Raw genomic sequence first — 13,442 nt, forward strand, 5'->3', positions numbered from 1 at the left:
GAGAACGGGGGGAGGGAACGCGGGGCGGGGGAGCGGTGGCCGGGGGCCGGGTGTCAGTCGTCCGAGCCGTCGTTGTCCTGGTCGTCCTGGTCGTCACGGTCGTCGTGGTCGTCCTGACCGTCGTGGTCACGGTCGTCGTGGCGGTCCGCGGTGACCTTGCCGGTCTTCAGGTCGACGTTCCACTCGGACTCGGCGCCCTTGGCGCCCGTGGTCTCGACGCCCCAGGCACCCGCCTTGCCGTCGTCGTCCAGGTCGACGGAGGTCACCTTGCCCTTGGCGGCACCGGCGCGCGCGGCGTCCTCGGCGCTGGTGGACGCGCCCTTGAGCGCGGAGTTCACCCGGGCGGTGTCGGCGGCGTCGTCACCGGCCTCCCCCTCATCGTTCTTGTCGACCCAGGTGCCGAGCACCTTGCCCGTGCCGGGGTCGACCTCGACCTCGTGCCAGGTGCTGCCCTTCAGGATGTCGACGCCCCAGACCAGGCCGCCGTCCTCCTCGTCCAGCTCGGCGGAGACCGCGGTGCCGGGGGTCTTCGCGAGGGCCGCCTTGATCGCGTCCGCGGCCGTCACCTTGGCGGCCTTGGCCTCGGCGGTGTTCTCCGCGGCGTCGTCGCGGTCGTCGCGGTCATCACCCTTGCGGTCGTCACGGTCGTCGCGGTCGTCGTCCTTGCGGTCGTCGTCCTTGACCTGGACGCTCGACTGCTTGGCGGCCGTCTCGTCGTCGCCGGTGGTCGCGAGGGCGGTGGCGGTGCCTCCCGTGATCAGGGCCGCGGCGGCGACGGTGGCGATGACGATGTTGCGCTTCATGGAGTTCCTCCCGAGACGGTGGGCGAGTGTGGCGGCGGCCGGGGCCGCTGCCGTTCGCTTTCGATGAGGACCAATCTGGCCGAACGATCCTGAACGGAAGCTGAAGCCGCCTGAAGAACTCTTCAGCTTCGCTCTGCCACCCTGAACGCATGCGTTTGTTGATCGTGGAGGACGAGAAGCGGCTTGCCCTGTCGCTCGCCAAGGGCCTGACCGCCGAGGGCTACGCCGTCGACGTCGTCCACGACGGCGTCGACGGACTGCACCGGGCGAGCGAAGGCACGTACGACCTGGTCATCCTCGACATCATGCTGCCGGGCATGAACGGCTACCGCGTCTGCTCCACGCTGCGCGCCGCGGGCCACGACGTGCCGATCCTGATGCTCACCGCCAAGGACGGCGAGTACGACGAGGCGGAGGGGCTGGACACGGGCGCCGACGACTACCTCACGAAGCCGTTCTCGTACGTCGTGCTCGTGGCCCGTGTGAAGGCGCTGCTGCGCCGCCGGGGCAACGGCGGCCCGTCGCCCCTCCACACCCTGGGCGACCTCAAGGTCGACACGGCCGCGCGGCGCGTCTTCCGCGGCGAGGACGAGATCACCCTCACCGCCAAGGAGTTCGCGGTCCTCGAACAGCTCGTGCTGCGGGCCGGGGAGGTCGTCTCCAAGGGCGACATCCTCGAACACGTCTGGGACTTCGCGTATGAGGGGGACCCGAACATCGTCGAGGTGTACGTGAGCACGCTGCGCCGCAAGCTGGGTGCGGCGCTCATCAAGACGGTGCGCGGCGCCGGTTACCGTCTCGAGGCCCCGAGGTGAGGCGGCTGTTCGGTTCCGTGCGCGCCCGGGCCACGCTCGGCGCGAGCCTGGTCGTGGCCCTCGCGCTGATCGCGGCGGGCGCCGCCGTGCTGCTCTCGCTGCGCGCCAACCTCACCGGCCAGGCGGACGGCCGCGCCGACTCCGCCGCCCGCGAGGTCGCCTCCCAGCTGGCAACGGGCCGGGCGTACGGCGATCTCGACCTGCCCGACGGCGAGGACGCCCCCGTCCAAGTGGTCGACGAGAACCGCAAGTTGGTGGCCGCAAGCGAGGACCTGGAGCGCATCAGCGGCACCGGCGTCGACGCGGTCAAGCCCGGCTCCGCCGCCGCGAAGCCGTCCGGTGCCGGGGCGGGCGACGGCGACGGGGACGGCGACAGTGACGGGGACGGCGACGGGGACGGGGAATCGGACAGCGCGGAAAAGTCGCAGGCTTCCGACCGAGCGGGCCGCCCCGACTCCGCCGACCCCGCCGACTCCGCCGAGCCCGGCGAGATCGACGACGAGGCCGACTACACCGACGGCTCCGCCACCGTCGACGGCGAGAGCGCCGACTACCGCTTCGCCGCCGTCGAGGTGAGCACGGAGGACAAGGGCGACCTCACCGTCTACGCCGGCGGCTCGCTCTCCGACGAACGGAGCGCGGTCTCGACGGCGTTGACGTCCATGCTCATCGGCTTCCCCCTGCTGCTCGGCGTCGTCGCGGGCGTCACCTGGCTGGTGACGCGCCGCGCGCTGCGCCCCGTGGCCGCGATCACCGCCGAGATGTCCGCGATCACCGCTTCGGAGGACCTCGCGCGCCGCGTGCCCGAGCCGGACACGCACGACGAGATCGCCCGCCTCGCCCGCACGACGAACGAGACGCTGACCGCTTTGCAGACCTCCGTGGAGCGCCAGCGGCGCTTCGTGGCGGACGCCTCGCACGAGCTGCGCAGCCCCATCGCCTCGCTGCGCACACAGCTCGAAGTCGGCGCCGCGCACCCGGAGTTGCTGGACGTCGACGGCGCCGTCGAGGACACCGTGCGGCTCCAGGAACTCGCCGCCGATCTGCTCCTGCTCGCCCGCCTCGACGCGGGCGAGAAACCCGGCGAGGCGCGCGTCGATCTGGCGGCCTTCGTCCGGGAGGAGCTCTCGCAGCGCACCCGGGACCGTGTCGACGTCCACACGGACCTGGAGAGCGTCGAAGTCGCGGGCTCACGCGGCCAGTTGGCGCGGGTGCTCGGCAACCTTCTGAACAACGCGCAGCGCCACGCCCGCTCCCGCGTCACGGTCACCACCCGGGCCGATGGCGCGTGGGCGGTCCTTGAGGTGACCGATGACGGAAGCGGGGTGCCCCCGGGCGAACGGGAGCGGATCTTCGAGCGGTTCGTACGTCTGGATGACGCGCGGACCCGGGACGAGGGCGGGGCCGGTCTGGGCCTCGCGATCGCGCGGGACGTGGCGGCGCGGCACGGCGGCACGCTCGGGGTCGGGGAGGCGCCGTGCGGGGGTGCGCTCTTCCAGCTCCGGCTGCCCCGCCCTCGGCCGTCGGCGCGTTGAGGGAGGGCGTGGCCGGTCGCCGCGGAGGGGTCAGGGCTTGCCGCGCTGGGAGCGCAAGTGCTCGGCGATGGGGGTCAGGGCCTTGTGCAGCTCGCCGAGCGCCTCGGGGGAGACGAGGTCGACGAAGTGCCGCCGCACGGAGGCGACGTGGTGCGGGGCCACCTTCTGCATGGTCTCCATGCCCTCCTCGGTGAGGACGGTGTAGAGGCCGCGCCGGTCGGACTCGCAGTTCTCACGGCGCACCAGGCCCGCGTTCTCCATGCGGGTGATCTGGTGGGACAGGCGGCTCTTGGACTGCAGGGTGGCGGCGGCGAGATCGCTCATGCGCATCCGCAGCTCGTCCGATTCGGAGAGATGCACGAGAATGTCGTAGTCGTTCATGGTCAGGTTGAACGGCTGAAGGTCCTTTTCGAGCTGATACGTCAGCATCCTGTTGACCTCCACGTGGGTGCGCCAGGCGCACTGTTCCTCGTCGGTCAGCCACTGCGGGGCCGTCTCGGTCTCCATGGAATCGATTCTACCTAAGAAGTTGAAAGGTGAACGAATGGTGGGATGTGACGCGCCTCGCATCCCCCGGTCGCAAGGAGGGGCACAGGCGTTCGCCGTCACACTCCGCAGACTACCGCTCACAGCCCGAAGCGACGCTGGAGGTCCCCCAGTTGTCCGGGAAGACGCGGTGCGCCGGATTGCGGACCCGGTGGAGTGGGAGCGCTCCTCCCACTCGGCACTCCCGCCTGGTCCGGCACCCCTCCCGTCGCCTGCTCGGGCAGGAGCGCCTCGGTCGACTGGAGCAGTACCGTGCCGGCCCCCACGAACTCGAACTGGTGCTCCTCCCCGGAGGTGCCGCCGACGCCGGTCAGTGCCCGCAGGCCTCCGATCACACCGGTGAGGTAACCGTGGTCATAGTGATGGCACGGTGAAGGGCAGTCCGCCCACCCCACGAGCGCCTGTGGATCGACGCGGATCGGCGGTTCCATGAACACCACCGGACCGTTCGACGCGGCCACGAACTTTCCGGTTCCGATGAGTGTCAGGAAGCCCGGAACGATCGATTGCTTCAACGCGAGAGTTGGCTGAAAAGCGAGGAGGTTGCCCGAGCGAATGGTCAGGTTGCCCTCATCAAGGTCGTACGAATTAACGTCGAATGCCCGGTCGGCGAGGAGCATCTTGCCCTGGCCGTCCGCCACCACCCAGTCACTTGCGTGCAGCGGCGAATGAAAACTGGTCCGGACCAGACGGTCGAGACGGCCGTGCCCGATGCCGTTGAAGTCGATCCGCCCGTAGTAGGCGATCATCTTCCCCTTTTGCAGAAACCACTGGCTTCCCTTCAGCTCCACGCAGAAGGTGTACGCGTTAACGTTGTCGTCGCTCGGCAGTGTCAGGGGGTCGAAGACCGCGGGCGCGCCCGCCGGGGTCGATACGTGGGGATTCACAGCTTCTCCTCCGAGGCCTGTACGAACACCACGCCGCTGCCCGACAGCTCCAGCTGGAACGCCTCGCCGGAGCCGCGGCCCACCATGTCGCGCCAGCCGAGCGCGGTGGAGAGTTTGTTGCGCACGTCGCCGTGGTGCGCCACATAGGCCTGGGGGTCGACATGGACCGGGCGCTGGGGGGTGATCGGGACCTCGATGACGCCGCCGTGCGCCATGACGGCGACCGCGCCGTGGCCCTTCAGGGTCGTGGTGAACAGGCCCTGGCCGGTGACCTGGCCGCGCACCATGCCCATGACGCCGCCCTGGGAGCCCATGAACATCGTGCCCTGCCGGAGCGTGCCGTCGAAGGCGAGCAGGCGGTCCGCCTCCACGTACAGCGTGTCTCCGGTGAGGCCTATCACCTGGATGTGGTGGCCGCCGTGCCCGAACAGGACCGTCCCGCTGCCCTCCACGGTCATCAGGGGCGTCGCCTCGCCTGCGACCCGGCGGCCGATCATGGACGCCAGACCGCCCTGACCGCCCTGGAGGTTGGGAGTGAAGGAGACGTCTCCCTGATAGGCGAGCATGGCGCCGCGCTGACTGAAGATCTTGGCGCCCGGTGCCACCGTCGCCTCGACCATCTTCGAATTGATCTCCCGGAAGGGCATGTCAGACGTCCCCCGCGATCGTGGTGCGCTCACTGGGCTGTACGTAGACCAGGCCGTCGCCCTCGAAGCGGACCTGGAAGGCCTCGCCGCCGCCCTCGCCCAGGAACGTGCGGAAGGTGACGCCGGACTGGAAGCTCTGGCGGACATCGCCCTGGTGCGCGATATACGCCCCCGGGTCGACCGTCAGCGGATACTGCCGGGAGACGCGCAGCACCACGGCGGGGCCGTCGGAGACGATCGCCGCCTGGCCCGTGCCCTCCACGGTCGTCGTGAACAGGCCGTTCCCCTGGGTCGCGCCGCGCAGTCCCGTGAAGCTCGTGCCGGTGCGCAGGCCGGCGTCGGTGCACAGCAGATTGCCCGCCTCCACATACAGCTTGTCGCCGCGCAGCTCCACGAGATTGATCTCCGTGGCGCGGTCGGCGAACCAGCAGGTGCCGTGCCCCTTCACCTCCATCACCGTCATCTGCTCGCCGGTGACGCGGCGGGTCACCATGCCGCGTATGCCCTCGCCGCCACCGGACATCTTTTTGAAGGCCATCTGGCCGTCATAGGCGACCATCGAGCCGTTCTTCGCCTTCACCGCGTCGCCCGTCATGTCGACGGCGAGCACTCTGCTCCCCTGGAGCCGGAACGTAGCCACGAATCGACGGTAGCCGCCCCGTACCCACCCAGAACAGGGTGAAGGGCCCTGAGCGAACCCCGAGAACACCCCGATGTCACAATGAGGGTCGCTTGTGCGCCCGTTCACAAGATCGCGCCGCCGAGCGTGCAGCTCCCGCCCGCCGCCCCCACTCACCGAAGGTGACCCGTGGACATCAAGACCGCTTCCGCACTCCGCCGCCTCCGCCTGGTCTCGGCCCCCGAGGCCGTCTCCTTCCTGCTGCTGCTCGTCTGCTCGGTGCTCAAGCGGACCACGGAGTTCAACGCCGTGCCGGCGATGGGCATGATCCACGGTGTGCTCTTCGTCCTGTACGTGCTCTTCTGGCTGGACGCCTGGAACCGCACGAAGTGGGAGCTCAAGACCGCCGCCCTGTACTTCGTCCTCTCCGTCCTGCCGACCGGTGGCTTCTTCGCCGAGCGCAAGCTGAAGCGGGAGGCCGAGTCCGCGGTGATCGCGTCGCGCGCCCGCAAGGAAGGGATCGTCAACGCATGATCGTCGCCTTCTCCGTGACCCCGCTCGGTGTGGGTGAGGACGTCGGCGAGTACGTGGCCGACGCCGTCCGCGTCGTGCGCGAGTCGGGCCTGCCGAACAAGACCGACGCGATGTTCACCTCCGTCGAGGGCGAGTGGGACGAGGTGATGGACGTCGTCAAGCGCGCCGTCGCCGCCGTGGAGGCGCGGGCGCCCCGCGTCTCCGTCGTCATGAAGGCGGACATCCGCCCCGGCGTGACCGACGGACTCACCTCCAAGGTCGAGACGGTGGAGCGCCACCTCTCCGCGTAGTGCCGCGCACCCACTAGCCGAAAAGCCCCCGCCTCCTGGTGGGGGCTTTTCTGTACCCGCGAACTTGAGCGACTGCTCAAACGGTTGTACCTTCCTGTTGAGCAGTCGCTCAAGAACGCGCTGACGTGGGGGTTTACCGTGGGGCTGTATATCGAGGCACGCATACGTGCCGATCTCGACGCGCTCTGGGAACGCACCCAGGAGCCCGCCCTGCACCAGCGCTGGGACCTGCGCTTCACCGAGATCGCCTACCTGCCGTGCCGGGAGGGCGAGCCGCGGCACTTCCGGTACGCCACGCGCGTGCTGCCCTTCCTGACGGTCGCCGGCACCGGGGTCAGCGCGGGGGAGAGGCGGCGCCCCGACGGCACGCGGACCTCCGCCCTGCGGTTCGCCTCGCCGCACCCGCTCTCCCTCATCGAGGAGGGCAGCGGCTACTGGCGCTACGTACCCACCCCGGACGGCGACGGCATCCGCTTCCTCACCGGATACGACTACCGGCCGCGCTGGGGCCGCCTCGGCGCGCTCGCCGACCGCGCGGTCTTCCGTCCGCTGATGGGCTGGGCCACGGCCTGGTCCTTCGACCGCCTCCGCCTCTGGCTGGAGCGCGGCATCACCCCGGAGCGCGCCCTCCTCAACGCCGTCGCCGAGGTCCTCCTGCGCGTCCTCTTCGTCGCGGCGGCCGTTCTCCTCGCCCCCATGACGGCCCTCGCGGCCGCCGCGCTCGCGCTGATCCTGCCGCCGCTGCCGACCACCCCGGCCGCCCGCCGCTGCCTGCGCACCCCGCCGGTACGCGCGCGTGCCCCGCGCATCCTGTCCACCCTCGCCACCGTCCCGGAGCCGCGCCCATGACCTCGATCTTCGAAACCGTGATGGGCGCCGACTTCCACCGGCTCCACCCAGAGCTGCGGCGCCGCTTCTCCGTCGGCCTGGCGAGCGGCGAGGCCTGCACAGGGCGGGGCGTCATGGACCGGATCTGGCACGGCCGGGGGTTCGTGAAGCCGTTCCTCGCGGTCGGCGGCACCCGCAACATCCTCGTCCCGCGTCAGGGCCGTGACGTGCCCTTCGTCATCGAGAACGTGCCGTACGTCGACACGTACGGCCGTGAGACGGTGACCTTCGTGCGCACCTTCGACCTGCCCGGCGGGCCCCGCCGCTTCGACGCCCAGATGGTCCTGAGCCCCAAGGGCGACCGCGTGCTCGACTACCTCGGCACGCATCAGCACCTCGCCAGCGACCTGCACTTCCGCGCCGAGCCCGACGGCTCGCTCGTGATCCGCTCCGGAGAGCACCGGTTCCGGGAGGGGCCGGTGGACTGCCGCGTTCCCTCGCTGATCGGCGGTGACGCCGAGGTGCGGGAGTCCTACGACGACGCCGCCGGGCGCTTTCGTATCCAGGTCCGGGTCGTCAACCGGCGCTTCGGGCCGCTCTTCGGGTACGAGGGGTCCTTCGCGGCGACGTATACGGACGTCCGCGCGTGCGGGGTGCGGGCCGGGCTGCGGCCCGTTCGTGAGGAGGCGCGGGCGTGAGTGCCGGGAAGGACCCCGCGCGGGGTCCCGCCAAGGGTGCCGCCAAGGATCCCGGCAAGGGGCAGGAGACGCGGGAGAAGCTTCTCGAAGGGGCGTTGCGGACGCTCACGGAGCAGGGCATCGCCAAGACGTCGGCGCGTACGATCGCCGCTGCCGCGGGGGTCAATCAGGCGCTGGTCTTCTACCACTTCGGCTCCGTCGACGAGCTGCTCGCGGCGGCGTGCCGGTACGGGACCGAGCAGCGGGTGGCCCTCTACCGCGAACGCCTCGCCGGGATCGGCTCCCTCTCCGAACTGCTCGCCTTCGGGCGGGAGATGCACGAGAAGGAGCGGGACGCCGGGCACGTCGCGGTCCTTGGGCAGTTGCTCGCGGGGGCGCAGACGCAGCCTCGGCTCGCGGTGGCGACCGCGGCGGGGCTCGCCCTCTGGGTCGAGGAGATCGAGAAGGTCCTGGTGCGGGTTCTGGCGGGGTCGCCTCTGGGGGAGTTCACGGATGCGGTGGGGCTTGCGCGGGCGGTTGCGGCGTCCTTCGTGGGCCTGGAGCTGTACGAGGGGGTTGATCGTGCGGGTACGGAGCGGGCGCTTGCCTCGCTGGAGCAGTTGTCCCTCCTGGTGAGTGCGGTCGAGGATCTTGGGCCGCTTGCGCAGCGGGCGGTGCGGCATCGGCTCCGCCGGTCTTCTCGGGGCTGAGTGGGGCCCTCCATGGTCTCTCGGGTGCCTTCGGCTCTGTAGGGGCCACAAGACCGCCGCTGCGCGGCGGATGCTTCCCCACCCACCCACCCGTTCACCCCGCACCGGGCAGTGCGGTAGGGGCGGGTGGGCGGGTGTTCACCCCGCACCCGCCAGGTCATCTAGGGGCGGGTGGGGGCGTTCACCCCACACCGGTCCGGTGACCTAGGGGCGGGTGGGTGGGTGTCCGCCTCGCATCGGTCCGGTGACCTAGGGGGGGTGGAGGTGTTCACCCCGCATCGGTCCGGTGACGTAGGGCGGGTGGGGGTGTTCACCCCGCATCGGTCCGGTGACGTAGGGCGGGTGGGGGTGTTCACCCCGCATCGGTCCGGTGACGTAGGGCGGGTGGGTGGGTGTTCGCCTCGCATCGGCCCAGTGAGGTGGGGGCGGGTGGGTGTTCACGCCGTGCCGGCCGGGTGAGGTGGGGGCCGGGGGTGTTCATGCCGTGCTGGCCAGGTGCACGTAGGGGCGGTGGGTGGGTAGTTCGCCCCGCGTGGGCGCGTGAAGTGGGGGCGGGGGGTGGTGCCCCGCGTCGGCCTCACCCAGCGGGGCGGGCGGGCGCTCGCCCCGTGCGCCCCGGGCAGGCGCGCCAGGACCGTCCACACCCCAGCGCCCGCCGCAACCCCCCGCCCCAAAACCCCTCGCACGGACGCACCCCGTTCGACACGCTGGCGAAACTCCCCTTTTGTGGGGGTATCGGCTCGTTCGATTCACCAGAACACTGGAGGGCGCTGTGCGGCAGCCGGAGGGCTACGACTACGACACCCACAGCACGCTCGCCGGACCGCTCACCGAGCCACACGGCGGCGGCGAGGACGGCGGTGCAGGCGGCTACCGGGTCCAGTACCGCAAGCTGCTCTCCTCCGAGCCGCACCGAATACGCGCCGTGCTGCTCATGACGCTGGCGCCGATACTCACCGGGCTGCTGCTCGTCTACCTCGTATGGCCCACGCACTGGACCGAACGCGAGGGCGGCGAACGCTGGCTCGTCGGGCTCGATGCCACGATGCTCGTCGCGATCGGCCTGATCGAGCTGTTCATGCTGGTCAACGTCATATCGATCGCCCACGCCACGATGGTCGCGAGGGACCCGGTCCCGGTCTTCCCCGAGAAGGGCACCCGCGTCGCCTTCCTCACCACGTACGTCCCCGGCAAGGAGCCCCTCTCCATGGTCCGGGCGACCCTCGAAGGGGCGGTCCGGATACAGCACAGCGGGCCCCTGGACGTGTGGCTCCTCGACGAGGGGGACGACCCCGAGGCGAAAGCCCTCTGCGAAGAGCTGGGCGTGCGCCACTTCACGCGTCTCGGCGTACCGGAGTGGAACCGCCCGAAGGGCCCGCACAAGGCCCGCACCAAGCACGGCAACTACAACGCCTGGCTCGCGATGCACCACACGGAGTACGACTTCTTCGCCTCCGTCGACACGGACCACGTACCGCTCCCCAACTTCCTGGAGCGGATGATGGGCTACTTCCGCGACCCGGACATCGCGTTCGTCGTCGGACCGCAGGTCTACGGGAACTACACCACCCCCGTCACCAAGGCCGCCGAGTCCCAGCAGTTCCTCTTCCACGCGCTCATCCAGCGCGCGGGCAACCGCTACCGCGCACCCATGTTCGTCGGCACCAACAACGTCGTACGCATCAAGGCGCTCACCCAGATAGGCGGCCTGTACGACTCGATCACCGAGGACATGGCGACCGGCTTCGAACTGCACCGCCGCCGCAACCCCGCCACCCGCAACCACTGGCGTTCGGTCTACACGCCCGACGTCCTGGCCGTCGGCGAGGGCCCCGCCTCCTGGACCGACTTCTTCACCCAGCAGATGCGCTGGTCGCGCGGCACCTACGAGACGCTCTTCAAGCAGTACTGGAAGGCGCCCTTCACCATGCCGCCCGGGCGCCTCTTCTCGTACACGATGATGCTCGTGTACTACCCGATGACGGCGGTCAACTGGCTGCTCGGCATCCTCAGCTGCGTCCTGTTCCTCTGGTTCGGCGCGTCCGGCACACAGGTGGCGGCCTCCGTCTGGCTGATGCTCTACAGCGACGCGGCCGCCCTCCAGATCGGCCTCTACCTCTGGAACCGCCGCCACAACGTCTCCCCGCACGAGCCCGAGGGCTCCGGAGGCCTCGCGGGCATGGCGATGTCGGCGCTCTCCGCCCCCATCTACGCCAAGTCCCTCGGCGCGGCCGTCGTGCGCCGCCCGAGCCGCTTCGTGGTCACGCCGAAGGGCGGCGACGCCAGCCCGGACCGGCTGCTGACCTTCCGTATCCACCTCTTCTGGGCGGCACTGCTCGCCGCCTCGCTGACCGCCTCCTTCGTCCTCGGCCACACCCACGTGGCGATGCGCACCTGGGCGGTCCTCGCGATGGCCATCTCCCTGGCGCCGGTCGCGGTGTGGACCTTCACCCTCGCCAAGGAGCGCAGGGAGGCCCGCCGGACGGCACACGAGCGGCGCGAGGCCGGGCAGAGCGCCCCGGAGGCGGAGGGCGAGCCGGAACCCGCCTTCGCCACCGGCACGACGACAGGAGGGAACTGACCCATGGCCTACCGGCCCTCTAGGCGTACGAGGAAGACACTCATCGGAGTCGGCGCGGGCGCCCTGCTCGTCGGATTGAACGCGCCCGCCGCGCTCTCCTTCGCCGAGGAGCAGTACTACGAGTACAAGATCTCCCGGCCCGGCTACAAGGCGAAGTACGGCTCCTGGAAGCAGGTCGACATCCCCAAGGAGTTCCGCACCAACGCCATCCACGCCGCGCTCCTGCACACCGGCAAGGTGCTGATCGTCGCGGGCTCGGGCAACGAACAGAAGAAGTTCGACGCGGGGTCCTTCGACACGGTCCTGTGGGACCCGGTGAACAACACCTTCAAGAAGATCGACACCCCCGAGGACTTCTTCTGCGCCGGGCACGCCCAGCTCCCCGACGGACGGCTCCTGGTGGCGGGCGGCACCGCGCGCTACGAGCTGCTCGACGGCGAGGTGGAGCGGGCCGGCGGCGGCATGCGGGTCAAGAACGAGAACCCCGACAAGGCCATCGTCCTCAAGAAGGGCACCAAGTTCCGCTCGCCGTCCGGCATCGAGTACGTCAGCAAGTTCGACGTCGAGGTGCCGAAGGCCAAGCGGGACTACGAGATCACGTACTCCAAGTCCGGCGCGATGCAGCCCTGGAAGACGAAGGTCAAGGCGAGCGAGGCGCGGGTCTTCGTCGAGGCGATCGAGGCGGGCCCGCAGTCGGTCAACGACAAGTCGGCGCAGTACGAGATCGAGGGCCTGACCGGCGAGGAGGCCGACAACACGTACGGCATCGCCGAGAAGATCGACATGGAGAAGCAGGACTTCCAGGGGATCAAGGCCGCGTACGAATTCGACCCGAAGGCCGAGAGGTACGTCCCCGTCGACCCGATGAAGAAGGCCCGCTGGTACCCCACGCTCGTCGGTTTGGCGGACGGCAAGGTGCTCGCGGTCTCCGGACTCGACGACGTCGGCGTCATCGACCCCGGCGACAACGAGATCTACGACCCGAAGACGAAGAAGTGGACGGACGGCCCCAAGCGGTACTTCCCGACCTACCCCGCCCTCTTCCTCACCAAGGGCGGCAAGCTCTTCTACCCGGCGTCCAACGCGGGCTACGGCCCCGCCGACAAGGGCCGCGAGCCGGGCCTGTGGGACCTGGCGACGAACAAGTTCGAGAAGGTGCCGGGGCTGACCGACCTCGACAAGACCGAGACGTCGGCGTCCGTGCTGCTGCCGCCCGCGCAGGACCAGAAGGTGATGATCCTCGGCGGCGGGGGAGTGGGCGAATCGGACCAGGCGACCCGCCGCACGGCGGTGATCGACCTCAAGGAGGACAACCCGTCCTTCAAGACCGGGCCCCAGCTCCCGCAGGGCACCCGCTACCTCAACAGCGTGATCATGCCGGACGACTCGGTGTTCACCTCCAACGGCTCCTCCGACTACCGGGGCCGGGGCGCCAGCAACATCCTCAAGGCGCAGTTCTACGACCCCAAGCAGAACGCCTTCCGCACGGCCGCGGCGCCCAGGGTGGGCCGCAACTACCACTCCGAGGCGCTGCTCCTGCCCGACGGCCGGGTCGTCACCTTCGGCTCGGACCCCCTCTTCGACAACGAGCAGAACACCAAGCTCGGCCACTTCGAGCAGCGCATGGAGATCTTCACGCCCCCGGCGCTGCACAAGGGCGGCAAGAACCGCCCGGTGCTCGGTCAGGGGCCGGTGCAGCTGGCCGCGGACGGCCGCGCGACATTCCTGACCGACCGTCCCGAGAACATCGTCTCGGCCCGTCTGATGCGGCCCAGCGCGGTGACGCACACCACCGACGTCGAGCAGCGTTCGATCGCGCTGGGTCTCACCAAGGGCAAGGGAGCGGTGACGGTCGACGTCCCCCAGCAGGACACGGCGCTCGTCCCGCCCGGCTGGTACATGCTCTTCGTCACCGACAAGGACGGCACGTCCTCGCAGGCCAAGTGGATCCACGTGGGCCAGGAGTGACC

14 protein-coding genes are annotated in these 13,442 nt (G+C 70.1%); 9 read left to right on the forward strand and 5 right to left on the reverse strand.

Annotated elements, in window-relative coordinates:
* Positions 1–53: 53 nt before the first annotated feature.
* Positions 54–803 carry a PepSY domain-containing protein gene (locus DMA15_RS25870; RefSeq protein ID WP_125515151.1) on the reverse strand — a complete coding sequence of 250 codons (750 nt, stop codon included), beginning with the start codon at positions 801–803 and terminating at the stop codon, positions 54–56.
* A 149-nt stretch (positions 804–952) separates the two neighbouring features.
* Here DMA15_RS25870 and DMA15_RS25875 point away from each other — a divergent pair, with 149 nt between their 5' ends.
* On the forward strand, positions 953–1,618 hold the full coding sequence (locus DMA15_RS25875) for a response regulator transcription factor (RefSeq protein ID WP_125515152.1): 666 nt from the start codon (positions 953–955) through the stop codon (positions 1,616–1,618).
* Positions 1,615–3,153, forward strand: a complete 1,539-nt coding sequence (locus DMA15_RS25880) for a HAMP domain-containing sensor histidine kinase (RefSeq protein WP_125515153.1) — start codon at positions 1,615–1,617, stop codon at positions 3,151–3,153. Before DMA15_RS25875 ends, DMA15_RS25880 begins: the two co-directional genes overlap by 4 nt.
* A gap of 30 nt (positions 3,154–3,183) precedes the next feature.
* On the opposite strand, the gene DMA15_RS25885 is transcribed toward DMA15_RS25880, so the two are convergent.
* The 4 genes from DMA15_RS25885 to DMA15_RS25900 form a co-directional block, all read right to left on the reverse strand.
* Complete coding sequence (locus DMA15_RS25885; RefSeq protein ID WP_125515154.1) at positions 3,184–3,660, reverse strand: MarR family transcriptional regulator; 477 nt, start codon at positions 3,658–3,660, stop codon at positions 3,184–3,186.
* Positions 3,661–3,779: 119 nt separating this feature from the next.
* A complete protein-coding gene (locus DMA15_RS25890) occupies positions 3,780–4,586 on the reverse strand; it encodes an AIM24 family protein (protein ID WP_125515155.1) in 807 nt (268 codons plus the stop codon).
* Entirely contained in the window at positions 4,583–5,233 is a 651-nt protein-coding gene (locus DMA15_RS25895; RefSeq protein WP_125515156.1) for an AIM24 family protein, read from the reverse strand. The genes DMA15_RS25890 and DMA15_RS25895 overlap by 4 nt, the downstream gene beginning before the upstream one ends.
* 1 nt (position 5,234) lies before the next feature.
* Positions 5,235–5,873, reverse strand: a complete 639-nt coding sequence (locus DMA15_RS25900; protein ID WP_125515157.1) for an AIM24 family protein — start codon at positions 5,871–5,873, stop codon at positions 5,235–5,237.
* A 168-nt stretch (positions 5,874–6,041) separates the two neighbouring features.
* Here DMA15_RS25900 and DMA15_RS25905 point away from each other — a divergent pair, with 168 nt between their 5' ends.
* The 7 genes from DMA15_RS25905 to DMA15_RS25935 all read left to right on the forward strand — a co-directional run bounded on the left by DMA15_RS25905 (position 6,042) and on the right by DMA15_RS25935 (position 13,440).
* Positions 6,042–6,386 (forward strand): DUF3817 domain-containing protein, encoded by a 345-nt coding sequence (locus DMA15_RS25905; protein ID WP_125515158.1) that lies wholly within the window; start codon positions 6,042–6,044, stop codon positions 6,384–6,386.
* Positions 6,383–6,676 carry an MTH1187 family thiamine-binding protein gene (locus DMA15_RS25910; RefSeq protein WP_030789418.1) on the forward strand — a complete coding sequence of 98 codons (294 nt, stop codon included), beginning with the start codon at positions 6,383–6,385 and terminating at the stop codon, positions 6,674–6,676. Before DMA15_RS25905 ends, DMA15_RS25910 begins: the two co-directional genes overlap by 4 nt.
* Before the next feature lie 138 nt (positions 6,677–6,814).
* Positions 6,815–7,525 carry a hypothetical protein gene (locus tag DMA15_RS25915; protein WP_125515159.1) on the forward strand — a complete coding sequence of 237 codons (711 nt, stop codon included), beginning with the start codon at positions 6,815–6,817 and terminating at the stop codon, positions 7,523–7,525.
* Entirely contained in the window at positions 7,522–8,202 is a 681-nt protein-coding gene (locus DMA15_RS25920; protein ID WP_125515160.1) for a DUF4166 domain-containing protein, read from the forward strand. Before DMA15_RS25915 ends, DMA15_RS25920 begins: the two co-directional genes overlap by 4 nt.
* Positions 8,199–8,891 carry a TetR/AcrR family transcriptional regulator gene (locus DMA15_RS25925; protein WP_125515161.1) on the forward strand — a complete coding sequence of 231 codons (693 nt, stop codon included), beginning with the start codon at positions 8,199–8,201 and terminating at the stop codon, positions 8,889–8,891. Before DMA15_RS25920 ends, DMA15_RS25925 begins: the two co-directional genes overlap by 4 nt.
* Before the next feature lie 772 nt (positions 8,892–9,663).
* Positions 9,664–11,472 (forward strand): cellulose synthase catalytic subunit, encoded by a 1,809-nt coding sequence (locus DMA15_RS25930; protein ID WP_125515162.1) that lies wholly within the window; start codon positions 9,664–9,666, stop codon positions 11,470–11,472.
* 3 nt (positions 11,473–11,475) lie between these two features.
* Entirely contained in the window at positions 11,476–13,440 is a 1,965-nt protein-coding gene (locus DMA15_RS25935; RefSeq protein ID WP_125515163.1) for a kelch motif-containing protein, read from the forward strand.
* Positions 13,441–13,442: the final 2 nt, after the last annotated feature.

Source organism: Streptomyces sp. WAC 01529, from assembly GCF_003945545.1.
GTDB lineage: Bacteria > Actinomycetota > Actinomycetes > Streptomycetales > Streptomycetaceae > Streptomyces > Streptomyces anatolicus.

What these genes read in the sequence shown, in the direction of transcription:
- DMA15_RS25870 (WP_125515151.1), bottom strand. Translation starts at nt 803, where the DNA reads ATGAAGCGCAACATCGTCATCGCCACCGTCGCCGCCGCGGCCCTGATC.
- DMA15_RS25885 (WP_125515154.1), bottom strand. Translation starts at nt 3,660, where the DNA reads ATGGAGACCGAGACGGCCCCGCAGTGGCTGACCGACGAGGAACAGTGC.
- DMA15_RS25920 (WP_125515160.1), top strand. Translation starts at nt 7,522, where the DNA reads ATGACCTCGATCTTCGAAACCGTGATGGGCGCCGACTTCCACCGGCTC.
- DMA15_RS25935 (WP_125515163.1), top strand. Translation starts at nt 11,476, where the DNA reads ATGGCCTACCGGCCCTCTAGGCGTACGAGGAAGACACTCATCGGAGTC.
- DMA15_RS25910 (WP_030789418.1), top strand. Translation starts at nt 6,383, where the DNA reads ATGATCGTCGCCTTCTCCGTGACCCCGCTCGGTGTGGGTGAGGACGTC.
- DMA15_RS25875 (WP_125515152.1), top strand. Translation starts at nt 953, where the DNA reads ATGCGTTTGTTGATCGTGGAGGACGAGAAGCGGCTTGCCCTGTCGCTC.
- DMA15_RS25895 (WP_125515156.1), bottom strand. Translation starts at nt 5,233, where the DNA reads ATGCCCTTCCGGGAGATCAATTCGAAGATGGTCGAGGCGACGGTGGCA.